Source organism: Pelagibius sp. 7325 (assembly GCF_037652055.1).
Taxonomy (GTDB): Bacteria; Pseudomonadota; Alphaproteobacteria; order Kiloniellales; family Kiloniellaceae; genus Pelagibius.
Genome location: NZ_JBBKAH010000002.1, coordinates 249,206 through 273,212, shown reverse-complemented (window position 1 = coordinate 273,212; position 24,007 = coordinate 249,206). Strand labels below are relative to the sequence as shown.

Annotated in this window: 24 protein-coding genes; 19 read left to right on the top strand and 5 right to left on the bottom strand. The window is 67.3% G+C overall.

Annotation, left to right across the window (positions count from 1 at the left end; translation table 11 throughout):
* The first annotated feature begins 45 nt into the window (after positions 1–45).
* Positions 46–861: a 16S rRNA (uracil(1498)-N(3))-methyltransferase gene (locus WDC82_RS03185; protein ID WP_340115805.1), complete on the top strand. Its 816-nt coding sequence runs from the start codon at positions 46–48 to the stop codon at positions 859–861.
* Between the two features lie 305 nt (positions 862–1,166).
* The gene (locus WDC82_RS03180) at positions 1,167–2,531 is read left to right on the top strand and encodes a glutamate--cysteine ligase (RefSeq protein ID WP_340115804.1); all 1,365 of its coding nucleotides are present in this window, start codon (positions 1,167–1,169) and stop codon (positions 2,529–2,531) included.
* Here the strand turns inward: WDC82_RS03180 and WDC82_RS03175 are convergent.
* The gene (locus WDC82_RS03175) at positions 2,525–3,088 is read right to left on the bottom strand and encodes a hypothetical protein (protein ID WP_340115803.1); all 564 of its coding nucleotides are present in this window, start codon (positions 3,086–3,088) and stop codon (positions 2,525–2,527) included. The genes WDC82_RS03180 and WDC82_RS03175 overlap by 7 nt on opposite strands.
* Positions 3,089–3,335: 247 nt before the next feature.
* Here WDC82_RS03175 and WDC82_RS03170 point away from each other — a divergent pair, with 247 nt between their 5' ends.
* Positions 3,336–3,551, top strand: a complete 216-nt coding sequence (locus WDC82_RS03170) for a hypothetical protein (protein ID WP_340115802.1) — start codon at positions 3,336–3,338, stop codon at positions 3,549–3,551.
* A gap of 68 nt (positions 3,552–3,619) precedes the next feature.
* Here the strand turns inward: WDC82_RS03170 and WDC82_RS03165 are convergent, their stop codons facing one another.
* Positions 3,620–4,006, bottom strand: a complete 387-nt coding sequence (locus WDC82_RS03165) for a hypothetical protein (protein WP_340115801.1) — start codon at positions 4,004–4,006, stop codon at positions 3,620–3,622.
* A gap of 125 nt (positions 4,007–4,131) precedes the next feature.
* Here WDC82_RS03165 and WDC82_RS03160 point away from each other — a divergent pair, with 125 nt between their 5' ends.
* The gene (locus WDC82_RS03160) at positions 4,132–4,521 is read left to right on the top strand and encodes a RidA family protein (protein WP_340115800.1); all 390 of its coding nucleotides are present in this window, start codon (positions 4,132–4,134) and stop codon (positions 4,519–4,521) included.
* Between the two features lie 16 nt (positions 4,522–4,537).
* Here WDC82_RS03160 and tldD read toward each other — a convergent pair whose 3' ends face one another.
* On the bottom strand, positions 4,538–5,971 hold the full coding sequence (gene tldD / locus WDC82_RS03155; RefSeq protein ID WP_340115799.1) for a metalloprotease TldD: 1,434 nt from the start codon (positions 5,969–5,971) through the stop codon (positions 4,538–4,540).
* 152 nt (positions 5,972–6,123) lie between these two features.
* On the opposite strand from tldD, the gene WDC82_RS03150 reads away from it, so the two are divergent.
* From WDC82_RS03150 to WDC82_RS03110, 9 genes are all read left to right on the top strand, one after another.
* Positions 6,124–7,425: a DUF3422 domain-containing protein gene (locus WDC82_RS03150; RefSeq protein ID WP_340115798.1), complete on the top strand. Its 1,302-nt coding sequence runs from the start codon at positions 6,124–6,126 to the stop codon at positions 7,423–7,425.
* A gap of 320 nt (positions 7,426–7,745) precedes the next feature.
* Positions 7,746–8,684 (top strand): cytochrome c oxidase subunit II, encoded by a 939-nt coding sequence (coxB, locus tag WDC82_RS03145; protein ID WP_340115797.1) that lies wholly within the window; start codon positions 7,746–7,748, stop codon positions 8,682–8,684.
* 13 nt (positions 8,685–8,697) lie between these two features.
* The gene (gene ctaD / locus WDC82_RS03140; protein ID WP_340115796.1) at positions 8,698–10,317 is read left to right on the top strand and encodes a cytochrome c oxidase subunit I; all 1,620 of its coding nucleotides are present in this window, start codon (positions 8,698–8,700) and stop codon (positions 10,315–10,317) included.
* Positions 10,318–10,361: 44 nt separating this feature from the next.
* Positions 10,362–11,357 carry a heme o synthase gene (locus WDC82_RS03135; protein WP_340115795.1) on the top strand — a complete coding sequence of 332 codons (996 nt, stop codon included), beginning with the start codon at positions 10,362–10,364 and terminating at the stop codon, positions 11,355–11,357.
* A complete protein-coding gene (locus tag WDC82_RS03130; RefSeq protein ID WP_340115794.1) occupies positions 11,357–11,491 on the top strand; it encodes a hypothetical protein in 135 nt (44 codons plus the stop codon). The genes WDC82_RS03135 and WDC82_RS03130 overlap by 1 nt, the downstream gene beginning before the upstream one ends.
* A gap of 3 nt (positions 11,492–11,494) precedes the next feature.
* Positions 11,495–12,106, top strand: coding sequence for a cytochrome c oxidase assembly protein (locus WDC82_RS03125; protein ID WP_340115793.1), 612 nt, complete (start codon positions 11,495–11,497; stop codon positions 12,104–12,106).
* A 134-nt stretch (positions 12,107–12,240) separates the two neighbouring features.
* Entirely contained in the window at positions 12,241–13,065 is an 825-nt protein-coding gene (locus tag WDC82_RS03120; protein ID WP_340116948.1) for a cytochrome c oxidase subunit 3, read from the top strand.
* Between the two features lie 52 nt (positions 13,066–13,117).
* Complete coding sequence (locus WDC82_RS03115) at positions 13,118–13,555, top strand: DUF983 domain-containing protein (RefSeq protein WP_340115792.1); 438 nt, start codon at positions 13,118–13,120, stop codon at positions 13,553–13,555.
* Positions 13,552–14,322 (top strand): SURF1 family protein, encoded by a 771-nt coding sequence (locus WDC82_RS03110; RefSeq protein ID WP_340115791.1) that lies wholly within the window; start codon positions 13,552–13,554, stop codon positions 14,320–14,322. Before WDC82_RS03115 ends, WDC82_RS03110 begins: the two co-directional genes overlap by 4 nt.
* On the opposite strand, the gene WDC82_RS03105 is transcribed toward WDC82_RS03110, so the two are convergent.
* Complete coding sequence (locus WDC82_RS03105; protein ID WP_340115790.1) at positions 14,289–15,353, bottom strand: hypothetical protein; 1,065 nt, start codon at positions 15,351–15,353, stop codon at positions 14,289–14,291. The two genes, WDC82_RS03110 and WDC82_RS03105, sit on opposite strands and share 34 nt — an antisense overlap.
* A gap of 68 nt (positions 15,354–15,421) precedes the next feature.
* On the opposite strand from WDC82_RS03105, the gene WDC82_RS03100 reads away from it, so the two are divergent.
* The 4 genes from WDC82_RS03100 (at position 15,422) to WDC82_RS03085 (ending at position 20,367) form a co-directional block, all read left to right on the top strand.
* On the top strand, positions 15,422–16,912 hold the full coding sequence (locus WDC82_RS03100; RefSeq protein ID WP_340115789.1) for a carboxypeptidase M32: 1,491 nt from the start codon (positions 15,422–15,424) through the stop codon (positions 16,910–16,912).
* A gap of 143 nt (positions 16,913–17,055) precedes the next feature.
* Positions 17,056–18,483 carry a threonine synthase gene (gene thrC / locus WDC82_RS03095; protein WP_340115788.1) on the top strand — a complete coding sequence of 476 codons (1,428 nt, stop codon included), beginning with the start codon at positions 17,056–17,058 and terminating at the stop codon, positions 18,481–18,483.
* The gene (locus tag WDC82_RS03090) at positions 18,480–19,748 is read left to right on the top strand and encodes a pitrilysin family protein (RefSeq protein ID WP_340115787.1); all 1,269 of its coding nucleotides are present in this window, start codon (positions 18,480–18,482) and stop codon (positions 19,746–19,748) included. Before thrC ends, WDC82_RS03090 begins: the two co-directional genes overlap by 4 nt.
* Before the next feature lie 31 nt (positions 19,749–19,779).
* Positions 19,780–20,367, top strand: coding sequence for a GNAT family protein (locus tag WDC82_RS03085; RefSeq protein ID WP_340115786.1), 588 nt, complete (start codon positions 19,780–19,782; stop codon positions 20,365–20,367).
* Positions 20,368–20,397: 30 nt separating this feature from the next.
* On the opposite strand, the gene WDC82_RS03080 is transcribed toward WDC82_RS03085, so the two are convergent.
* A complete protein-coding gene (locus WDC82_RS03080) occupies positions 20,398–20,961 on the bottom strand; it encodes a YqgE/AlgH family protein (RefSeq protein ID WP_340115785.1) in 564 nt (187 codons plus the stop codon).
* Between the two features lie 220 nt (positions 20,962–21,181).
* On the opposite strand from WDC82_RS03080, the gene WDC82_RS03075 reads away from it, so the two are divergent.
* Positions 21,182–23,323, top strand: coding sequence for a protein-disulfide reductase DsbD domain-containing protein (locus tag WDC82_RS03075; protein WP_340115784.1), 2,142 nt, complete (start codon positions 21,182–21,184; stop codon positions 23,321–23,323).
* A gap of 156 nt (positions 23,324–23,479) precedes the next feature.
* Positions 23,480–23,962: a peroxiredoxin gene (locus WDC82_RS03070; protein ID WP_340115783.1), complete on the top strand. Its 483-nt coding sequence runs from the start codon at positions 23,480–23,482 to the stop codon at positions 23,960–23,962.
* Positions 23,963–24,007: the final 45 nt, after the last annotated feature.

The window sequence follows — 24,007 nt, the reverse complement described above, 5'->3', positions numbered from 1 at the left end:
TCCACTTGGGTGAAAGCCGGGCGAGCCAAGGAAGTTAGGGAGTTCATGGGAACGGCAACGAAACCGGCGACACGTTTGCACGTCGCGGACCGCCTGGCGGCGGGTCAGGTGGTCGGGCTCGACCACGGCCAGGCGCATTTCCTGCGCTCCGTGCTGCGCCTCGCGCCCGGCGCGCAGATCGCCGTGTTCAACGCCGGCGATGGCGAGTGGCTGGCCGAAATCGAGGGACTTGGCAAAGGCTGGTGCTCGCTGCAGGTGCTGCAGCAGCGCCGCTCCCCGGCGGCGGAACCCGACCTGTGGCTTGTCTTCGCCCCGATAAAGCGGGCGCGCATCGACTTCATGGCGGAAAAGGCGACCGAACTCGGCTGCTCCCTGCTGCAGCCGGTGATGACCCGCTTCACCGCGGTCAGCCGGGTGAACGAGGAGCGTCTGGCCGCCAACGCGCGCGAGGCCGCCGAGCAGTGCGAGCGTCTCAGTGTCCCCGAGGTGCGCGAGACCATCAGCTTCGGCCAGCTGCTCGATAGCTGGCCGGCGGGGCGCCGCCTGCTGGTCTGCGCCGAGTGGGGCGAGGCGCGGCCGATCGCCGAGGCCCTGCAGGACATTGCGCAGGCAATTCGCACGGAAACACGGGGCGAGGCCGGCCCTTGGGCCGTCATGACGGGACCGGAAGGGGGCTTTGCCGAGAGCGAACTTGACGCCCTTCGCAAACTGCCTTTTGTTACCCCGGTCGGGCTCGGCCCCAGGATCTTGCGGGCCGATACCGCGGCGCTGGCCGCGGTCGCCTGCTGGCAGGCGATTCTCGGCGACGGCGCGGCGCGGCCGCCGGCGGCCCTTGCGGGCTTTCCGGGGCCGGAAGACTGAGCCGCCTCTAGGCCTAAGGGCCTGCTGGACGGGCTTTCGGCCGCATGGCCGAATCGCCTGGCCCTCGGCCGCACGGCCGAACCATCTTGAAGGGCGGCTTCGGCCACCCCTTATTCAATCGGCAGATCCCGCCAAGAGGGTCGCCGCGGTACCGAGTAACGAGGACTTAAGAATTACCATCTGGCGTTCGGGGGGCGGGCGCCGACTTCATCCATAAGAAGGCGACCGGCCGGACGGTTCTGGAATGGAACCGGGGCGCATCGTACCGCTGTTCGGGCCGCACTTCGGGTCAAAGGGATCAAGGCATGTCCGCTCCGCCGCAAAGCCAGGGGGCAATCATCACCGACAAGGCTCAGCTGGTCGAGTATCTCGAATCCGGCTGCAAGCCCGCCGAGGCCTGGCGCATCGGTACCGAGCACGAGAAATTCTGCTATTCCCTGGATGATTTCCGCCCGCTGCCCTACGGCGGCGAGCGCGGCATCCGCGCCCTGCTGGAAGGTTTGCAGCGGTTCGGCTGGACGCCGATCATCGAGGGCGACAATGTCATCGCCCTCTCGAAGAACGGCGCCGGGGTCTCGCTGGAGCCGGGCGGCCAGTTCGAGCTGTCGGGTGCGCCGCTGAAGACCATCCACGACACCTGCAGCGAGGTGCACACCCACCTCGACCAGATCCGCCAGGTCGCCGGACCGCTGAAGGTGGCCGCCATGGGCCTCGGCTTCCAGCCCAAGTGGCCGCGCGCCGACATCCCGTGGATGCCGAAGGGCCGCTACAAGATCATGGGCGACTACATGCCCAAGAAAGGCAGCCTCGGCCTCGACATGATGCTGCGGACCTGCACCGTGCAGGTGAATCTCGACTTCGCCTCGGAAGCCGACATGGTGAAGAAGTTCCGCACCAGCCTGGCGCTGCAGCCGGTTGCGACGGCGCTGTTCGCCAATTCGCCCTTCACCGAGGGCAGGCCCAACGGCTTCCTCAGCTACCGCAGCCACATCTGGACCGACACCGATCCCGACCGCTGCGGCATCCTGCCCTTCGTCTTCGAGGACGGCATGGGCTTCGAGCGCTATGTCGATCACGTGCTCGACGTGCCGATGTACTTCGTCTACCGCGACGGCAAGTACATCGACGCCGCCGGCCAGTCGTTCCGCGACTTCCTGGCGGGTAAGCTGCCGGCGCTGCCAGGCGAGAAGCCGGGCATGGGCGACTGGGCCGACCATCTCTCGACCCTGTTTCCCGAGGTGCGCCTGAAGAAGTTCCTGGAGATGCGCGGCGCCGACGGCGGCCCCTGGAAGTCGCTCTGCGCCTTGCCGGCTTTCTGGGTCGGGCTGCTGTATGACCCCTCGGCGCTGGATGCCGCCTGGGACCTGGTGAAGGACTGGACCCTGGAAGAGCACCAGTACCTGCGCGACGAGGTGCCCAAGCAGGCCCTGCACACGCCGTTCCGCGGCCGCACCCTCAATGCCATCGCCAACCGGGCGGTGGAGATCGCCGCGGCGGGCCTGAAGGCACGCAACCGGCTCGACGGCCAAGGCGACAACGAGAGCCATTTCCTCTCGTTGCTGCGCAGCCGCGTCGAGCGCGAGAAGTGCCCGGCGGAATATCTGCTCGACGACTTCCATGGCCGCTGGAAGGAATCCATCGACCCGATCTTCACCGAGTGCGCCTACTGAACGCCGCCCGGCTTAACGCCGCCTGAAGCGGCGTCCTTCTCGCGCGCCTCCTGGGCCAGCCTGAGGGCGCGGACCAGGGCCGGCGGCATGCTGTCCTTTGCCGCCGCCTGGGCGGGCGTGAGGTCCAGCTGATCCAGCTGGTGCTGCGCCTCGAGGGCCAGGATTTCGGCGCGCAGCGCAGCGATTCGCGAATCATAGATCGCGCCGCTGCCGCCGAGCTGTTTGGATGTGCCGACGCCGGCAAACGTCCGCGGCGCCGACAGCGGGCTGGTGCGGGCGCCGCGGATCACAGAAGTGCGCGGCGGCGTGCCGGTCACCGCGTAGTCGCCGACGCGGCGCCCGGCCGGGCCGTTGTTGAAGATCATGGTGTTGCCCACGGTGTTGTGGGAGCCGCGCGGGCCGCAGAAGGTCGAGGATCCGATGGTGGTGCAGGACTGCGCGACGGCGTCGGGGCTCAGCACCAGGGGCGCGCCCAGCAGCAGGACGACCCCTGCCATCACCGGGGTGGCGGCCGCCACCATGGGCGCGCTTGCCCATCGGGGGAGTCTCCAGGTCATCGTCAATTGCCCTCCATTTCGCGTCCGATACCCGCAGGTACGCGGTCTACCGGGTGTTGGGCTTCAGCAACCCTTCGCGGGCCCTCCTAATCAAATGGGTTATGGCGGGCCGGATTGCCACCCCGGTCACGGCCCCCGGACCTGGTTCGCGGAGAGGGCCGGGAAGAGGACTTTTGCCGCGGCCCGGGCCAACGGCTAAACTCCGCCGCGATCTCACGGGCTCTGCAATCGGAAAGGCGCAGGAAAAATGGCTCTCGACCCGGAAACCCGGCGCTGGCTCAAGGACTGGGCGATGAAGGTCGGCGGCACCGCCTATCTGCTGTTCGTTTTCGCCTTCATGGCCGGCCACCCGCAGCCCGGCAGCATGGACAGCCTCTCGCGCGCCGTCGTCATGGCCATCGTGCCGGCGATCATCGCCACTCTGGCGGTGCTCGGCGTTATGCTCTACCTGCGCAAGCACTAGGTCAGCTCACGGTCGGATGGAATCGCCTGCGACAATCGACCGACTGTGTGAATCCGATCTGGCGCCGCTCATTCTTCGCCGGCTGCTTCCCGCGCCTTATTGGCCAGGGTGAGGGCGCGTATCAGCGCCGGCGTCATCTCGGCCTTGGCGGCCTCCTGCGCCGGCGTCAGCGGCAGCGCCTCGAGGCGGTAGCGGGCGGTGATGGTCCGAATCCGAGCCTGCAATTCGGCCAGGGTCTCGCTGTACAGCGCGCCGCTGCCGAAATAGGCCTGTCGCGTCGAGGCGCCGGAGCGGCGCAGCGGACGGTATTCGCGGAATTTGAACTCTGTCGGTTCGTTCTGGCCGAAGACGATGCGCGGCGGCGTGCGGCGCGCGGCCGTCTCGTCGGCGGCGGCGGGCGCCGCCGCGCCCAGCAACAGCCCGGTCGCGAGCAGCGCGAGCAGAGGGTTTCTCATGAAGGGTCGCTTCCAGCCGGAAAAGTCGCCCTCATCCTGACAGTGAGATCTTTGCCGGGCCTTAACAGATGATAAGGTCGCCGCAGATATCCCCGCGGCCGGTCACGGAGAGGACAAGGATTGCAATGGCTACCCTGAAGGAACACGCGCCCGCCACGGTGCCGCCGCCGTTCTCGCGCTACAGCCTGGGCGTGGAAGTGACGGGAGCCGAGCGCTGGCTGCTGCTGTCCGGCCAAGTCGGCGTCGATCCCGCCGGCACCCTGGCCGAAGGCGCCGAGGCCCAGATCGAGCAGGCCTGGCGCAACATCCTGGCGATCCTCGAGTCCGCGGGTATGGATGCGGACAACCTGGTGAAGGTGACGGTCTTCCTGACCCGGCGCGAGGACCTCGCGGCCTACCGCAGGGCGCGTGACCGCGTGCTGGGCACGGCCAAGCCGGCCTCCAGCCTGTTGTTCGTCGCCGGTCTCGCGGACCCCGCCTGGCTGGCCGAGATCGAGGCTGTGGCGGCGCAGTAGCCAGGCCGCCGCGGGTCTACGCCGCGGTACCGCCCACGGTGATGGCGTCGATCAGCATGGTCGGCTGGCCGACGCCGACGGGCACGCCCTGGCCCTCCTTGCCGCAGGTGCCGATGCCGTCGTCCAGCTTCATGTCGTTGCCGATCATCTTCACCTTGGTCATCACGTCGGGGCCGTTGCCAATCAGCGTCGCGCCCTTCACCGGGGCGGTGATCTTGCCGTTCTCGATGAGGTAGGCCTCGGTGCAGGAGAACACAAACTTGCCGGAGGTGATGTCGACCTGGCCGCCGCCGAAGTTGACGGCAAAGAGGCCTTTCTTCACCGAGGCGATGATCTCCTGCGGGTCCTTGTCGCCGCCCAGCATGACGGTGTTGGTCATGCGCGGCATGGGGATGTGGGCGTAGCTCTGGCGCCGCCCGTTGCCGGTCGGCTGCATGCCCATCAGGCGGGCGTTCTGACGGTCCTGCATGTAACCGCGCAGAATGCCGTCCTCGATGAGGACCGTGGCCTGGCTCGGCGTGCCCTCGTCGTCGATGGTGAGCGAGCCGCGGCGGTCCATCAAGGTGCCGTCGTCCATCACGGTGACGCCGGGGGAGGCGACGCGCTGGCCCAAGAGGCCGGAAAAGGCGGAAGTCTTCTTGCGGTTGAAGTCGCCCTCCAGGCCATGGCCGACGGCCTCGTGCAGCAGGATGCCGGGCCAGCCGGCGCCCAAGACGACCGGCATCTCGCCGGCCGGGGTGTCGACCGACTCGAGATTGACCAGCGCCTGGCGCAGCGCCTCGTCGACGCCGGCCTGCCAGTGCGCCGGGTCCAGCAGCGTCTCATAGGCGATGCGCCCGCCGCCGCCGTGGCTGCCGGCTTCCATGCGATCGCCGTCGCCGACCACGACCGAGACGCTGAGGCGCACGAGGGGCCGGATGTCGGCGGCACGCTCGCCGCCGGCGCGCAGGATCTGCACCGCCTGCCACTCGCCGGCCAGCGAAGCGCTGACCTGCTTCACGCGCGGATCCTTGGCACGGGCGTAGGCATCGATCTCCGCCAGAAGCTTCACCTTGGCTTCGAAAGGCACGGCGCCGATGGGGTTCTCGTCGCCATAGAGGATGCGGTTGGTGCGCGCCGGCCCGTCGGCCATGGTGCCGGAGCGTCCGGTCTGCACCGCCTTCACGGTGTCCGCCGCGCGGGCGATGGCGGCCTCGGAGAGATCGCTGGCGTGGGCGTAGCCGGCGGCCTCGCCGGCGATGGCGCGCAGGCCGAAGCCCTGCATGGTATCGAAGCTGGCCGACTTGAGACGTCCGTCGTCGAAGGCCAGCGCCTCCGACTGGCGGTATTCCAGGAACAGCTCGCCGTCGTCGGCCCCGGTGAGGGCGTCGTTCACCATGGTTTCCAGGCGGTTGCGGTCGAGTCCCGCTCGCGCGTAGAAAAGGTCGTCGGTGGCGGCGAGATGTGTCATGAGGAGGCCTCCGGGCCTTATGCGTTAGGGTTTCCGGCCAATTCGGTCGAGTCGGCGTCAGCTTGCCTTAATATGGGGCGCTGCGGCCAGGATAACATCCTTAGCGGACTCGGAGGGCGGGTCGGCCGGGGATTCGAAGGGGATTCTGTTTCATGACCGAGGGTTTGCGGGATCATCCCCTGCGCGGGACGCTGAACGCGGAGGTCCACTCGCGCCCCTTCGCCACGCTGCAAGCGCCGGTGCGGGTCACCCATCTGGCCCTGCTGTCGGGCGAAGGGGCGGCGGCGCGCGAGCGCGCTCATGTCGCCGCGCTCTGCAAGAGCCGCGGCCTGGCCGGTCCCAGCGAAAACATCAACCACTTTATCAGCGATCTCGGTCCCTTCCGCCTGAAGTGGGAACGCCACACGGAGTTTTCGACCTACACGTTCTTCCGCAACGGCCCTTTCAGTGACGCGCCCTTCGCCGGGCGCGCCATCGACCTAGTGCCGCGCGATTGGATCGCCGCTCTGCCGGGGGACATGCTGGTCGCCGTCCACCTGGAGATCCTGGCCGCCGACTCGCCGGAGCCCGATGCCGCCGCCCTGCATGACATCTTCGGCAGCGACAGCATCATCGGCAGCCTGGTGTCGGGCGGCTCGGCAGCCGTATGGATGGATTTCCGTGTCAACAAGGACGGTTTCGCCCGCATCCTGCTCCGCGACTCCAGCCTCCGGCCGCGCCAGGCCGGACGCCTGGTGCAGCGCCTGCTGGAGGTCGAGACCTACCGCATGATGGCGCTGCTGGCCTTTCCGGCGGCCAAGCGGCACAGCGCCGGGCTCGCCTCGGTTGGCGAGCGGCTGACCGCCATCACCGGGCGGCTGACCGAGATCGAGGACATGGATGCCGAGCGCAAGCTGCTCGGCGACCTGATGACCCTTTCGTCGGAGATCGAGGACGTGGCGGCGGCGACGACCTACCGCTTCAGCGCCGCCAGGGCCTACTACGCCCTGGTGCTGCGCCGCGTCGAGGAGCTGCGCGAGCAGCGTGTCGAGGGCCTGCAGACCCTCAGTGAGTTCGTCGACCGCCGCCTGGCGCCGGCCATGCGCACCTGCGAGGCGGTGGCCGAGCGCCTGGAGACGCTGTCGCGCCGGGTGACGCGGGCCAGCCAGCTGCTGCGTGCCCGCGTCGACGTGCAGCTGGAGGCGCAGAACCGCGATCTCCTGGAGTCGATGAACCGCCGCGCCCGCCTGCAGCTGCGCCTGCAGCAGACGGTCGAAGGGCTGTCGGTCGCCGCCATCACCTATTACCTGGCCAGCCTGGTTGGCTACATCGCTAAGGGAGTCAAGGCCTTAGGCTTGCCGGTCAACCCGGAGGTCGCCACCGCCGCGGCGATCCCGCTGCTGGGGCTGGCGGTCTGGTTCGGCGTGCGGCGGCTGCATCGTCACCTGAAGCGCGAAGAGCAGGCGAAAGATTGACGCGCCAGGTTGAACCGGCCCCTCGCCGGCGCGGCCGGGCACGTCCTGCCGCGACTCCAGGGGGTTGCGTCATTCGGTCGCACCCGGGGGACGGCCGCCACAAGATGGCGACGGATGATCTATCATTGGCGTGCCTAGGAGGAGCGATTCCCCTTGCCGTTCCGCGCTTTGCGGGCCCTTGTGGCCGGTCTTGTGGAGCCAACGGCCTTGGTATAGTTTTCGCTCGCCTTGGTTACCTCGCTGCCAATGGGGACTGCGCTTCGGCGCGAAGCAGAGCGGCGGGAACGCAAGGATTTGCAGGAATGATGGGAAATGCAGCTATGACCTTCCTTAGCCGGCTTGGCACGTTTGCCGCCGCCTTTGCGCTCACCCTTGGCGCCGCGGTCTTCGGTGCCGGGTTCCTCAGCAGCGCTGTGGCCGCCCCGCAGAACTACGAGATGAATTTTCAGCCGGCCGTGACGCCGGTTATGGAGCGCATCCACTCCTTCCACGAAATCCTGCTGTGGATCATCATCCTCATCACGCTCTTCGTGCTGGCGCTGCTGCTGTGGGTGATGTTTCGCTATTCGGAGAAGCGCAACCCCACCCCGTCGAAGACCACCCACAACGTGACGCTGGAACTGGCCTGGACGGTCATCCCGGTGCTGGTCCTCATCGCCATCGCCTTCCCGTCGTTCCGCCTGCTCTATTTCGCGGACCGGGTCGAGGATGCCGACATCACCATCAAGGCGATCGGGCGCCAGTGGTACTGGTCTTACGAGTATCCCGACCACGGCAACTTCACCTTCGACTCCTTCATGGTGGCCGAGGGCGACCTGCAGCCCGGCCAGCCGCGCCTCCTGACCGCCGACACCGCGCTGGTCTTGCCGGTCGACACCAACATCCGCATCCTGGTCACCGCCAGCGACGTGCTGCACAACTTCGCGATGCCCCAGTTCGGCCTGAAGACCGACGCGGTTCCGGGACGCATCAACGAGACCTGGACCTACGTCCCGGCCGAATACGCGGGCCAGACCTTCTATGGCCAGTGCTCGGAACTCTGCGGCACCGGCCATGCCTTCATGCCGATCAACATCAGGATGGTCAGCAAGGAGGAGTTCGCGACCTGGACCGAGCAGGCCCGCGAGCAATACGCCCGCGTGGACGAGCCTCAGCCCGTCAAGCAGGCCGCGGCTGCGACCTCGGTCGATGAATCAGAAACGGCGCCGCAGAGCGTCGAGCTGGCCGCCGTCTCGGCCGATACCGCGCTGTCCAAGTAAGGGAGAGACCGAAATGGCACACAGCGAAGCGCACGCGCATCACGATCACAAGCCTGGTTTCTTCCTGCGTTGGTTCTGCTCGACCAACCATAAGGACATCGGCACCCTCTACCTCATCTTCGCGGTCGTCGCCGGCATCTTCGGCGGCTTCTTCTCGCTGGTCATGCGCATGGAACTGCAGGACCCGGGCGTGCAGTACCTGCTGACCGGCGGTGAGCCGGACGGCCAGCTGTGGAACGTGATCATCACGGCGCACGGCCTGATCATGGTGTTCTTCGTGGTCATGCCGGCCTTGATCGGCGGCTTCGGCAACTGGTTCGTGCCGCTGATGATCGGTGCGCCGGACATGGCCTTCCCGCGCATGAACAATATTTCCTTCTGGCTGCTGGTGCCGGCCTTCCTGCTGCTGCTGGGTTCGGCCTTCGTCGACTCCGGCGCGGGTACCGGCTGGACGGTCTATCCGCCGCTTTCCGGGGCGCTCGGCCACGGCGGCATGTCCGTCGACATGGCGATCTTCTCGCTGCACCTTGCCGGCGCGTCGTCGATCCTCGGCGCCGTGAACTTCATCACCACCATCTTCAACATGCGCGCGCCGGGTATGACCCTGCACAAGATGCCGCTGTTCGTGTGGTCGGTGCTGATCACGGCCTTCCTGCTGCTGCTGTCGCTGCCGGTGCTCGGCGGTGCCATCACCATGCTGCTGACCGACCGCAATTTCGGCACCCACTTCTTCGATCCCGCCGGCGGCGGCGACCCGATCCTGTTCCAGCACCTGTTCTGGTTCTTCGGTCACCCCGAGGTCTACATCATGATCCTGCCGGCCTTCGGGATCGTCAGCCACATCGTGTCGACCTTCTCGCGCAAGCCGGTGTTCGGCTACCTCGGCATGGCCTACGCGATGGTTTCGATCGGCTTCGTCGGCTTCATCGTCTGGGCGCACCACATGTACGCCGTGGGCCTGGACGTCGACACCAAGGCCTACTTCACCGCCGCCACGATGGTCATCGCGGTGCCGACGGGCGTGAAGATCTTTTCCTGGATCGCGACGATGTGGGGCGGCTCGATTCGCTTCACCACGCCAATGGTCTGGGCGATCGGCTTCATCTTCCTGTTCACTGTCGGCGGTGTGACGGGCGTGGTGCTGGCCAACGCCGGCATGGATATCGCCATGCACGACACCTATTACGTCGTGGCGCACTTCCATTACGTGCTGAGCCTCGGCGCCGTGTTCGGCATCTTCGCCGCCTTCTACTACTGGTTCACCAAGATGAGCGGCCGCGAGTATCCGGAATGGGCCGGCAAGCTGCACTTCTGGGCGACCTTTATCGGCGTCAACCTGACGTTCTTCCCGCAGCACTTTCTTGGCCTGTCGGGCATGCCGCGGCGCTACATCGACTATCCCGATGCCTTCCACGGCTGGAACCAGGTGTCGTCCTATGGGTCGTACATCTCCATCGCGGCGACCGTCTTCTTCATCATCATGACGCTCTACGTGCTGGTGGCCGGCCGCCGCGTGACGGCCGACAGCCCCTGGGGCGAGGGTGCGACGACGCTGGAGTGGACCGTCTCCTCACCGCCGCCGTTCCACACCTTCAACGAGCTGCCGCGCATCAGCGGCGGCGGCGGCCACTGAGCCCGGGCGTCCCGGGTTCGATGGCAAGCACGAGGGATCGTTGAGTGAGCGACCTTTCGCTTCGACTGGGCACTGAGGGCGCGACCTTCGCCGGCGACGACGCCGGGGTCGCGACCCGCGGTGCCGGTCAGGTTTCCGACTACCTGGCGCTGCTGAAACCGCGGGTGATGAGCCTCGTGGTGTTCAGCGGCTTCGCCGGCCTCTATGCCGCGCCGGGCGAGCTGCATCCCTTTCTGGCGGCGGTGGCCGTGCTCTGCATCGCCGTCAATGCCGGCGCGGCTGGCGCCATCAACATGTGGTACGAGCGCGACATCGACGCCCTGATGGAACGCACCCGTGGGCGACCGCTGCCGCGCGGCAAGATGGCCCCGCAGGAGGCGCTGGCCTTCGGTGTGGTGCTCAGCCTGTTCTCGATCATGCTGATGGGCATGGCGCTGAACTGGACGGCCGCCGGCCTGCTGGCGCTGGCAAACGGCTTCTACGTGTTCGTCTATACGATCTGGCTCAAGCGGCGCACGCCGCAGAACATCGTCATCGGCGGTGCCGCGGGCGCCTTCCCGCCGATGATCGGTTGGGCCGCGGTCACAGGCGGGGTGGATATTCACTCCTTTATGCTGTTCGCCCTCATTTTCGTTTGGACGCCGCCGCACTTCTGGGCGCTGGCGCTCTACCGCGACATCGACTACGCAAAGGCCAAGGTGCCCATGCTGCCGGTGGTCGCCGGGCGTGCGGCCACCAAGCGCCAGATCATGCTCTACAGCCTGCTGCTGGCGCCGCTCGGCGTCATGCCGGCCGTGCTCGGCACCGCCGGCCTCGTCTACGGCGTCGTTGCCGTGATCATGGGCGTTTGTTTCGTCCTGCTGGCCGCCGCCGTGCAGCGCAGCGCCGATGATCGCAGCGGCGACCGCCCGGCGCGCCAGCTGTTCGGCTACTCGATCCTCTATCTCTTCGTGCTGTTCACCCTGCTGATCGTCGACCGCGCACCCGGGATGCTGTCCGGAATGCTGCCGGGCGCCGGTGCCTTCGGGCTCGCAGGCTGATGACGATGACGGGCGAGAACGACAATGATCGCAAGCGTCGGCAGAGGATCAAGAACTGGGCCCTTCTCGCGGCCCTGCTGGCCTTCGTCGTCGTGGTCTACTTCGTCTCCATCATCCGCATGGGCGGGCACTGAGCCATGAGCGAAACCCGGCAGAACGACCGCAAGGGCCGCGCCAACAAGCGCCTTGGCGTCACGCTCGTCGGCATCGCCGCGGCGATGATCGGCGCTGCCTATGCCTCGGTGCCGCTCTATCAGCTGTTTTGCCAGGTCACCGGTTACGGCGGCACCACCCAGGTCGCCGAATCGGCGCCGGTGACGGTCGGCGAGCGCGTGTTCAAGATTCGTTTCAACGCCGACGTCGATCCCAGTCTGAACTGGGCCTTCCAACCGGTCGAACGCGAGATGACCGTGAAGGTCGGCGAGTCGGGCCTGGCCTTCTTCCATGCGCGCAACCTGTCCGGCCGCGTCACGGTCGGCACTGCCACCTTCAACGTCACGCCGCTGAAGGCCGGCCAGTACTTCAATAAGGTACAGTGCTTCTGCTTCACCGAGCAGCAGCTGGCCGCCGGTGCGGAAGCCGACATGCCGGTCAGCTTCTTCGTCGATCCGGCGATCGACGAAGATCCGAACCTGCAGGAAGTGAAGACCATCACCTTGTCTTATACCTTCTTCCCGGACGAGGAGGCCGCTCAGCAGTTGGGCGCCCTTCAGACCGAAGAGGAAGGCGAGGGGCAGAGCGTAAACTGACCGCGCGCCTGGCGCGCGAACGAGCGAACGCCTTTGGGGTCTGGCCCCGGGGCAGAGGGAATTGACGAGGGCGTCCCCGCTTGATTTTGGGGATGCAGGCCGGGTGAACCGGCGATCAAGAGCGGGGAATGACCATGAGTGCAGGCCACGATCAACCGAACCATCCCTACCATCTGGTAGACCCCAGCCCCTGGCCGTTTGTCGGGGCGATCTCCGGCGGCGTGCTGGCCACCGGGATGGTGCTTTTCATGCACGACGTGACGCCGTGGGTGCTGCCGGCCGGATTCCTCATGGTGCTGGCCACCATGTTCTTCTGGTGGCGCGACGTCATCAAGGAGGCCGTCCACCAGGGCCACCACACCAAGGTGGTGCAGCTGGGCCTGCGCTACGGCATGATTCTGTTCATCGCCTCCGAAGTGATGTTCTTTGCCGCCTTCTTCTGGGCCTTCTTCGACGCCAGCCTGTTTCCGGGCGAGGCGGCCCAGGTGGCGCGCGCCGAGTTCACCGGCGGTGTCTGGCCGCCGGTCGGCGTGGAGGTCTTCGACGCCTTCCACCTGCCGTTCCTCAACACCATGATCCTGCTGCTGTCCGGCTGCACCGTGACCTGGGCGCACCACGCGCTGCTCCACGGCGACCGCCAGGGACTGCTGCAGGGCTTGGCGCTGACCATCCTGCTGGGCGCGCTGTTCACCGCCGTGCAGGCCTACGAGTACAGCCATGCCGCCTTCGGCTTCACCGACGGCATCTACTCCTCGACCTTCTACATGGCGACGGGCTTCCACGGCTTCCACGTGCTGGTCGGCACGATCTTCCTGATCGTCTGCTTCTTCCGCGCCTATGCCGGCCACTTCAAGCCGGACCATCACTTCGGTTTCGAGGCCGCGGCCTGGTACTGGCACTTCGTCGACGTCGTGTGGCTGTTCCTCTTCATCTGCGTCTACTGGTGGGGAGGCAACTGATCACCCGCCTGCCGCAGAGCGTTCCGTCCAACCCCGGCAAGGGGGTGCCGCGATGACGGCGCCCCCTTCCGGCGTTTCTGGCCCCGGCCCTTCCGCCCCGGATCACCTGCCGCCGGAGCCACCTAACGCCATCGTCACCGGCCTCCTGTGCCGCTGCCCGCGCTGCGGCAAGGGCCCGCTTTTCTCCGGCGTGCTGAAGATCGCCGACCGCTGCAAGGTCTGCGGCCTCGATCTCAGTAAGCAGGACGCCGGCGACGGCCCGGCGGTCTTCGTCATCTTCATCCTCGGCGCTATCTTTTTTCCGCTGGTCATCTGGGTTGAGTTCTCCCTGGAGCCGGCCTGGTGGGTCCACCTCGTGGTGTGGCCCCTGCCGGTGCTGCTCACGGCCCTGGCCTTCCTGCACCCTTTGAAGGGCCTGCTGGTGGCGCTGCAGTTCCGCCACCACGCCAGCGACAGCGGCCTCGTCGATTACAGCGAAGACGATAAATGAGCGCTCCGGAAAGCTTTCACCTAGGCGGCAAGCGGCGCTTCCGGCCGACCTTCTGGGCCACCGTCTGCACCTTTGCGGCCCTCGTCATCCTGCTCGGCCTCGGCACCTGGCAGGTGCAGCGGCTGGTCTGGAAGGAGGAGCAGATCGCGCTGCGCCACGAGCGCGCGGAGGGCCAGGCCATCCCGCTACCCGAAAGCTTCCCGGACCCGCAGGCGGTGGAGTTCACCCGCGTCAGTCTCACCGGGACCTTCCGTCATGACGAGGAGTTCTATCTCGGCGCGCGCACCGAGAGCGGGCGCGTCGGCCTCAACATCGTCACCCCCTTCGTCCTCACCCCCTCCAGCCCGGGCGGTGGGCGGACCATCCTCGTGAACCGCGGCTGGGTGCCGGAGAACCGGCGCGACCCGGCGACCCGCGCCGAGGGGCAGCTCCAGGGCGAGATCACCATCGAGGCGCTGCTGCGCACCGACGGCTGGAAGGGCGTCAGCTTCGCCAAGCCGCCGAACGACCCGGAAAAGCGCTTCTACTTCTGGCTCGACCTGCCGGTCATGGCGGGAGACGTGGACGGACCGATCATCACCGAAGTCTACGCCGACGCCGTCGCCTCGGAGATCCCCGGCGGCCTGCCGATCGGCGGCCAGACCCGCATCCAACTGACCAACGACCACCTGGAATACGCCATCACCTGGTATTCCTTCGCCGTCATCCTGCTGGTCATCTACTTCCTCTTCCACTACCGGCGGGAAGATGAGGATTCCAAGGCCTGAGCGCGAAAATGAGCGACGGCGGCGCGGATCTCGTCGGTGCTGGCGTCGAGCGCAAAGGTCACTATTACCGGGTTTCTGCTGCTGAAGAACTCGGCCAGGGCGCCTTGCGGAACGGCGTCTTGCGGCACCTCTTCTTCCACCTTGATGAACTGATCGGTCACTTTGACATCCTGCACGGCCTGCCAGGACACCGTCCGACTGCCGAAGTCCGCGAGGGTGATTCCTTCAGGGCCGACGATCAGCCTTGGCTTGGAGAGGGACAATTCGCGTAGCAGCCACAGGGCAAAGAGAAGCGCGCCGCCGACAATAAGTGCCACGATGATGAAGCTGCGAATCCCTGCGGCGAGCATGACCGCAAAGACGCTCGCGGCGACGAGGCTGATGCCCAGATGGGCTTTCAGGATCTTGCGGTTTCGATGGCAGGCGAGGCCTTGCGAATCGCCTTGGTAGCCCGCCGCTTCCGCGGCCCTGACGGAGGCTTCTGCTCCCAACGGGTCAATCGGCGCCGTTACCGCACCGGGCCGAAAGCGTTCGATCTCCGCCAGGATCTCGCCGCTGCGGGCATTCAGCAGCGCGGGAACGATCACTAGGCTCGGTACAACACCCCGGCGGCGGGGCAGGAACCGCCAGACGCCACGGCTTGGCGGCCGGTAGCAGGTCGGGTCGCTCAGTTCGACGCGGAGAGTGGGTAGGCTGCCGGGCAGGGGGAAACGTTGCGGATAGATCCGCCGGATCGCGCGCCAGGGCAGCGGGGCGCCGGAAATCCTGCGGTCCCAGATCCCCTGGGCATCGATGGTCAGGATCGGTGCCGGCAGCAGAAGCTGATCAACGAGCATCCAGAAAAAACCGCCGCCGATCACGGCAAGGAACAGGCCTCCGGCCTTTATCTTCCAGGGGGAGTCCGCAACGATGGCATGGGCGCCGAGGATGAAGATCCCGCAGAGGACGGCGACGAGAAAGCCGCACAGGATCCAGCGATAGCCGAAGTCACGCCGGGGCGGCGTCATGGCGTCGTGGTTCAGCGTGGTCATCCCGCACCCCTTTTCCCCTGCCGGCGTTTCTTATATCTATGGGGGTCCAGTCTCCAGGAGTTGCGTTAATGACCGCTTACGAAGAACTTTCCAGGAAATTCAAGCGTTTGCATGCTCTGCAGCAAGCGCAGGGGATGCTGGGCTGGGACATGTCGGCGATGATGCCGGCGGGGGGTGCCGAGGCGCGCACCGAGCAGCTGGCGACCCTCAGCGTGGTCTGTCACGAGATCCTGACCGACCCCTCGCTGGACGAACTCTTCGACAAGGCCTCGGCGGAGACCAGGGGGCTCGATGCCTGGACACAGGCGAACCTTTCGGAGATGCGCCGGCGCTGGCTGCACGCCACGGCGCTGGAAAGCGACCTCGTGGAGGCGCTCGCCAAGGCCTGCAAGCGTTGCGAGATGATCTGGCGCAAGGCGCGGCCGGCAGCGGACTTCGCCGCCGTGCTGCCGGCCCTGAGAGAGGTGCTGAACCTGACCCGCCAGGCGGCCGCCGCCAAGGCCGAGCGCCTCGGCTGCTCGCTCTACGACGCCCTCCTGGATGAGTACGAGCCCGGCGGCCAGTCGGCGCGCATCGACGCGGTCTTAACGGACCTCGCGGCCTTCCTGCCGGGGTTCCTGTCGGACGTGCTGGACCGCCAGGCGGCGCAGCCGCCGGCCCTGCCGCTCGAGGGGCCGTTCCCCATCGCCAAGCAGGAGGCGCTGGCGCGCAAGCTGATGGCCGCCGTCGGCTTCGACTTCGAGCACGGGCGTCTCGACACCTCGCTGCATCCCTTCTGCGGCGGCGTGCCTGATGACGTGCGCATCACCACCCGCTACAACGAGGACGACTTCACCATCGCCCTCATGGGCGTGCTGCACGAGACCGGTCATGCCATGTACGAGCGGGGCCTGCCCCGGGATTGGCGCCTGCAGCCGGTCGGCGAGGCGCGCGGCATGGCGATGCACGAGAGCCAGTCGCTCATGGTCGAGATGCAGGCCTGCCGCAGCCGCGAGTTCGTCAGCTACCTGGCGCCGCTGGCGCGCGAGGCCTTCGGCGGCACCGGCCCGGCCTGGGAAGCCGAGAACCTGCTGCGCCACTACAACGAGGTGAAGCCGGACTTCATCCGCGTCGACGCCGACGAGGTGACTTATCCGGCCCACGTCATCCTGCGCTATCGCCTGGAAAAGGCGCTCATCGCCGGTGATATGGAGCTGGAGGCCCTGCCGACGGAGTGGAACCGGGGCCTGAAGGAACTGCTCGGCATCACGCCGCCCGATGATCGTTTGGGCTGCCTGCAGGACATCCACTGGTACGACGGCGCGTGGGGCTATTTCCCGACCTACACCCTGGGGGCGATGACCGCCGCGCAGCTCTTCGCCGCCGCCAGGAAGGCCCACCCGGAGATCCCGGCGGCCCTCGGCCAGGGCAACTTCGCTCCCTTGATGGGCTGGCTGGCCGAGCACGTCCACGCCCAGGCCTCCTCCGCCGGCTTCGAACAAATCCTCGCAAAGGCGACCGGCGAGCCGCTGAACCCCGAGGTCTTCAAGGACCATCTGAAGGCGCGCTACCTGCCGTGAGCACGGCAGTGACGGCGCGGCTCATGGTTTATCGGCGTTAACCACGCGGCGGTGCCGCTGCGCCCCACTGCCGCGGGTTGCGGCGGCCCGGCTGCCGCGTCTAGATTAGCCCTTCCGCCACAGGCGATGTTGGACCGCTGGATATGAAGTATGTCTCCACCCGGGGCGAGGCTCCGGTGCTTTCCTTTGACGAGGTGCTGCTCGCGGGCCTGGCGCGCGACGGCGGCCTCTACCTGCCGGAAAGCTGGCCGCAGTTCTCGGCGGAGGAGATCCGCGGCTTCGCCGGCAAGCCCTATGCCGAGGTCGCTTTCGCAGTGGTGAAGCCCTTCGTCGGCGGCGTGATCGCCGACGCCGACCTGAAGCGTATCCTCGACGAGACCTATGCCGGCTTCGGCCACAAGGCGGTGGCGCCGTTAAAGCAGCTCGACCAGCGCACCTGGCTGATGGAGCTGTTTCACGGCCCGACGCTGGCCTTCAAGGACTATGCGCTGCAGCTGCTGGGGCGGCTGTTCGACCACGTGCTGGCGGAGCGCGGCGAGCGCGTCACCATCGTCGGCGCCACTTCCGGCGACACCGGCTCGGCCGCCATCGAGGCCTGCCGCGACCGCGCCCAGATCGACGTCTTCATGCTGCACCCCAAGGGCCGTGTGTCGGAGGTGCAGCGCCGCCAGATGACCACCGTGCTGGCGCCCAACGTTTACAACATCGCGCTGGAAGGCACCTTCGACGACTGCCAGGACCAGGTGAAGGCGATGTTCAACGACCTCGCCTTCCGTGACGCCATGAACCTCTCGGCGGTGAACTCCATCAACTGGGCGCGCATCATGGCCCAGATCGTCTACTACTTCGTCGCCGGCGTCGCGCTGGGCGCGCCCGATCGCGCCATCGCCTTCGCCGTGCCGACCGGCAACTTCGGCAACGTCTTCGCCGCCTACGGCGCCGGGCGCATGGGCCTGCCGGTGGCCCAGCTCATCGTCGGCTCCAACAAAAACGACATCCTGACCCGCTTCTTCGAGAGCGGCAGCATGACGATGGCCGGCGTCAGCCCGACCATCTCGCCGTCGATGGATATTCAGATCTCCTCCAACTTCGAGCGCCTGTTGTTCGACGTCTACAACCGCGACGGCGCCCAGGTGCGCCGCGCGCTGCAAAGCTTCCGCCAGTCGGGCGCCTATTCGGTCGGCGATGCGGAACTGCAGCGCCTGCGCCGCCTGTTCGATGCTCAGCGCTTCGACGACGATGAGACCTCGGCGGAGATCGCCCGGCGCCTGGAGGAGACCGGCGAGCTGCTCGATCCGCACAGCGCCATCGCCACGGCAGCGGCGCGTGCCGAAGTGCGGCCGGAAATCTCTGCGGTGGTGGCGCTCGCCACCGCCCACCCGGCAAAGTTCCCCGACGCGGTGGAGAAGGCATCCGGTGTGCGTCCGGAACTTCCCGAGCGTCTCGCCGATCTCTATGACCGCGAGGAGCGCTGCACGACGCTGCCCAACGACCTCGCCGCGCTGCAGGACTACATCCGCAGCCAGAAGAACGATCCGCCCCAGAGTGCAAGGGCGAGGGGGGCGGCATGAGCATCGAGACGAGCGTTCAGGTCACGCGGTTGCCCTCGGGCCTGACCGTTGCCACCGATACCATGCCGGGGGTCGCCACGGTCTCCCTCGGTGCCTGGATCGGCGCCGGCACGCGCCACGAGACGCCGGAGGTGAACGGCATCGCGCACCTCCTGGAGCACATGGTCTTCAAGGGTACCGAGAAGCGCAGCGCGCAGGACATCGCCGAGGAGATCGAGGCGGTCGGCGGTCACCTCAACGCCTATACCAGCCGCGAGAACACGGCTTTCTATGCCAAGGTGCTGGCCGAGGACGCGCCGCTGGCGCTCGATATCGTCTCGGACATCCTGCAGTGCGCGACCTTCCAGCAGGAGGAGTTGGAGCGCGAGCGCGCGGTGGTGCTGCAGGAGATCGGTCAGGCCTACGACACCCCCGACGACATCGTCTTCGACCACTTCCAGGAGACCGCCTACCCGGACCAGTCGCTCGGCCGCCCGGTGCTGGGTGAAACCCGCACGGTCAGCGCCCTGGAGCGTTCAGCGCTGTGGGACTATCTGCGCGCCCACTACGGCCCGCAGCAGATGGTGGTGGCCGCCGCGGGCGCCATGGAGCACGACCGCTTCGTCGATATGGCGGCCGCGGCCTTTACGCACGAAGGCTTTTCCTGCAACGGCACCACGGATGCCGCCCGCTATCAGGGCGGCGACCGCCGCGAGGCGCGCGACCTGGAGCAGGTCCATCTGCTGCTGGGCTTCGACAGCGTCGGCTACCTGGACGACGAATACTACGCCCTTTCGGCGCTCTCGACGCTGTTCGGCGGCGGCATGTCCTCGCGCCTGTTCCAGGAGGTGCGCGAGAAGCGCGGCCTCGTTTACTCAATCTATTCCTTTCACTCGGCTTTCCTCGATGGCGGCCTGTTCGGCGTCTATGCCGGTACCGGCGAAAAGGAAGTGCGCGAACTGGTGCCGGTGGTCTGCGACGAACTCGGCAAGCTGTCGCTCGGCGTCAGCGAGCAGGAACTGGACCGCGCCCGCGCGCAGCTGCGTGCCTCGCTGCTGATGAGCCGCGAGAAGTCGAGCGCGCGCGCCGAGCAGATCGCCCAGCAGCTGCTGATCTACGGCCGGCCGATTCCGGTCGAGGAGTCGCTGCGCAAGATCGCCGCGGTGACGCCGGCGGATATCGAGCGGGTGGCCCGGCGCCTGATGGCCAGCGCGCCGACCATCACCGCCATCGGCCCGATCCGGCAGCTGGAAAGCGCCGCGCGGATCGCCGCGCGGCTGAACTGAACCGGCAGGGGACGGGGGAGGGCGGTCGGCGATGCTTTTCACGGTCTTCCGCGGCGACAGCCCCCAATCGATCCGCCTGGAGGGCTCCCGCGTCTTCCTGTTGCCGCCGCGCATGAGCGACTGGAAGGCCTGGGCGGGCCTGCGCGAGGAAAGCCGCGACTTCCTCACCCCGTGGGAGCCTACCTGGCCGCACGATGCGCTGACCCGCCACGCCTTCCGCCGCCGCCTCAAGGCCTACACTCTGGAATGGCGCCGCGGCACCGGCTTTTCCTTCCTGGTGCATCGGCTTTCCGATCAGGCGATGATGGGCGGCGTGACGATTTCCAATGTGCGCCGCGGCGTCGCCCAGGCCGCCAGCATCGGCTATTGGATCGGCGAGCGCTACGCGCGCCAGGGCTTTATGAGTGAGGCGGTCTCCGCGGTGGTCGAGTTCGCTTTCGAGGAACTGGCGCTGCACCGCGTCGAGGCCGCCTGCCTGCCGAGCAACGAAGCCAGCCGCTCGCTGCTGCTGAAGGTGGGTTTCCGGCAGGAGGGCTATGCCCGTCAGTACCTGCGCATCAATGGCAAATGGCAGGACCATCTGCTGTTCGAAATGCTGCGCGACGATCCGCGGGTATAGGCGGCGGCAGCTCTGCCGGGCCGCGCTGTCCTACGCGTGTCCGGCGTCGCCGGAGAGCATGGAGACGTCGACCCCCAGCTTCCCGATGGCGCGTTCCCACTTGCTGTCGAGGGCGTCGTCGAACACCAGCTCCTCGTCGGGCGCCACGTGCAGCCAGCCGTTGGCCTGGATCTCCGAGTCGAGCTGGCCGGGCCCCCAGCCGGCATAGCCGAGCGCCAGCAGCTTACGGCGTGGGCCGGAGCCGTCGGCGATGTCGCGGAGAATGTCGACCGTCGCGGTCAGCGCCATGGAGTCGTCGACCTGCAGCGTCGAGTCCTGGCGGTATTCGCCGGAATGCAGGACGAAGCCGCGGCCGGATTCCACCGGGCCGCCGAAGTGAACGCGAATTTCCTCGTTCACCGTCAGCGGGCCGATGCCAAGCTGGGTCAGCAGGTCGGGAAAGGTGATGGCACCGACCAGCCGGTTGATGACCAAGCCCATGGCACCATCGGGATGGTGGGCGCAAACGTAGATGACGGTACGGGCGAAGCGGGAGTCGCGCATGCCGGGCATGGCGATCAGAAGCTGGCCGGTGAGGTATTCTCGGTCCTGCATGGTTAAGAATCTAGCGGGCCGCCGGGCGCGCCACAATGGCCGGCTGCTGACTTTTTTCGGGCGGTGATGGAGGCCGCTGCGCGAACGACCACGCGAGGGACGTGGCGTCACACGTTCTTGTGAGGCCCGCTTGCCCTCCACTGGATATTATGGCTGTTGTCCGCTATATGCCGGAAAGCACGAAGGCGGCCTCCGCTCGGGTCCTGGATTGCGGGTAAAAATGCTGGTTAAGTTGCTGAAATCACGGGTTCTTCTGGTGGGCTTGCTGGCCCTGTCCGCTGTCGCTGCCGGCAGCGGCGGCGCGCGCGCCGCGGCCGGGCCCTGGGCCGAGGAGGATCAGGCGCGCCTGCGTCTCATCAGCGCTGCCCAATCCGTCGCCGGGGACAGCCTGGATTTTGGTCTCGAGTTCGATCTGCAGCCGGGCTGGAAGATCTACTGGCGCTCGCCGGGCGACGCCGGCCTGCCGCCAAGCGTCGACTGGAGCGGTTCGGACAATTTGAAGCAGGCGACCATCCGCTGGCCGGTGCCGCACCGCTTCTCGCTGTTCGGGCTGGAAACTTTCGGATACGGCGGCCAGGTGGTGTTGCCGGTGCGCGCGAGCCTCGAGAATCCCAGCCAGCCGCTCGCCCTGCGCGCCAAGGTCGACTACCTGATCTGCGAGGAGATCTGCATCCCCTACACGGCGGATCTCAGCCTCGACCTGCCGGCGGGCGACGGCGCGCGCGCGCCTCAAGCGTTCCTGATCGAAAGCTTCCAGGATGAGGTGCCCGGCCTCGGCGCCGAGCGGGGGCTGGAGATCGCCGAGGTAACGCTCGCCGGTTCGCTGGCAGCGCCGCGGCTGCAGGTGACCGCGCGGTCGGACACCGCCTTCACGGCGCCGGACCTGTTGGTCGAGGCACCGCCCGGCTTCCACTTCGGCATTCCGGAGGTGACGCTCGGCGAAGGCGGCAAACAGGCGAAGCTCAGCGTTGCCGTGGGTAAGACGGCGGGCAGCGACAAGGTGCTGGAGGGCAAGGCGCTCACCGTCACGGTGACCGATGGCGTCCGCGGCATCGAACGGCAGACCGTGGCGCGCTTCGCCGACCCGCTGGCCGCCGCCGCGCCCCCGCTGGATTTCGCTGGCCTCGCCGGCATTCTGGCCCTGGCCCTCGTCGGCGGCCTCATCCTCAACCTCATGCCCTGCGTGCTGCCGGTGCTGTCGCTGAAGCTGCTCTCGGTGGTGCAGCAGGGCGGTCGCGCGCGCGCGGCGATTCGCGCCAGCTTCCTCGCCTCGGCGGCAGGCATTCTGTTTTCCTTCCTGGTGCTGGCCTCGGCTGCCGTGGCTCTGAAGAGCGCGGGTCTCGCCGTCGGCTGGGGCATCCAGTTCCAGCAACCACTGTTCCTCTCGGCGCTGGCCGTCATCATGGCGCTCTTCGCCTATAACCTCATGGGCTTCTTCGAGGTGCCGCTGCCCGGCTTCGTCGGCCGCTTGGCGGCGAAAGGGACCCAGGAGGGCGAGCAGCATTCCCTGTGGGGCAACTTTGCCACTGGCGCGCTCGCGACTCTCCTGGCGACACCCTGCTCGGCGCCCTTCCTCGGCACCTCGGTCGGCTTCGCGCTGTCGCGCGGCGCCGTCGAGATCTTTCTCATCTTCACCGTCCTCGGCATCGGCCTCGCACTGCCTTACCTGCTGGTGGCCGCGATGCCGCGCCTGATCGCCTGGCTGCCGCGCCCTGGTGCCTGGATGCTGTGGCTGCGCCGCTTTCTTGGCCTCCTTCTGGCGGCCACCGCCGTGTGGCTGCTGACGGTGCTGGCCGCCCAGGTCGGTGTGCTGGCGGCTTCCCTCATGGCCGGGCTGCTGATCGGCCTCGGCGCCGCCTTGTGGCTGCGCCCCGCGCTCGCGGCGAAACACCGCCTGGCCTCCTCGGCGCTGGCGACTCTGCTGGCGCTGGCAGCCTTCGCCCTGCCGGCGGGCGTCGGCGATCCCCAGCGCCACGAAATTGCCGCGGCGGAGGCTGCGGCCTGGCGCCCGCTGGACACCGGCGAGATCGCCGCCCGTGTCGCCGCCGGGCAGGTGATCTTCGTCGACGTCACCGCCGATTGGTGCATCACCTGCCAGGTGAACAAGAAGCTGGTGCTCGAGACCGACGCCGTGACCGCGCGGCTCGATGCGCCCGGCGTGCTGCGCATGCGCGGCGACTGGACCTTGCCGAGCGACGCCATTGCTGCCTACCTGGCCGGCTTCGGGCGCTACGGAATTCCCTTCAACGCGGTCTACGGCCCCGGCGCGCCCGAAGGGCTGGCCCTGCCGGAAATCCTTACCCCGGAGGCGGTACTGTCTGCCCTCGATAAAGCCGCTCGCAACGAGACGGCCAGTCGCTAAAACCCCTCCGCGAGTAGGCTCTTCGCGGACCTTGGAATGGCTTTCCGCTCGCTCTATGTTCTGGGGCAGCGGCGGCCCCGGCCTTCCGAGGAGTGGCCGCAATCAAGAACCAGAGGTCCCCGTTACGATAGGGACCGGCAATCCAGGGGAAATCTCATGACGATTCAGGTCGGCGACCGCATTCCCAGCGCCTCCTTCCGCATCAAGACGAACGAGGGCATTCAGGAAATCTCCACCGACGAACTCTTCAAGGGCAAGAAAGTGGTGCTGTTCTCGGTGCCGGGTGCCTTCACGCCTACCTGCTCGGCCAAGCACCTGCCCGGTTTCGTCCAGAAGGCCGGTGACTTTAAGGCCAAGGGCGTCGACACCATTGCCTGTATGGCGGTGAACGATGCCTTCGTGATGGACGCCTGGGGCAAGGACCAGCAGGTCGGCGACAAGGTGGCCATGCTGGCCGACGGCAACGCGACCTTTGCCAAGGCGATCGGCCTGGAGCTCGACGCGACGGGCGTCGGCCTCGGCATCCGCTCGCAGCGCTTTGCCATGGTGGTCGACGACGGCACGGTGACCGGCCTGCACGTCGAACAGCCCGGCGCCTTCGAGGTCTCGAGCGCCGAGTCGGTGCTGGCCACGCTGTAAGCACCCTGTGCTGCCAAACGCAAAACGGCGGCTCGCGAGAGCCGC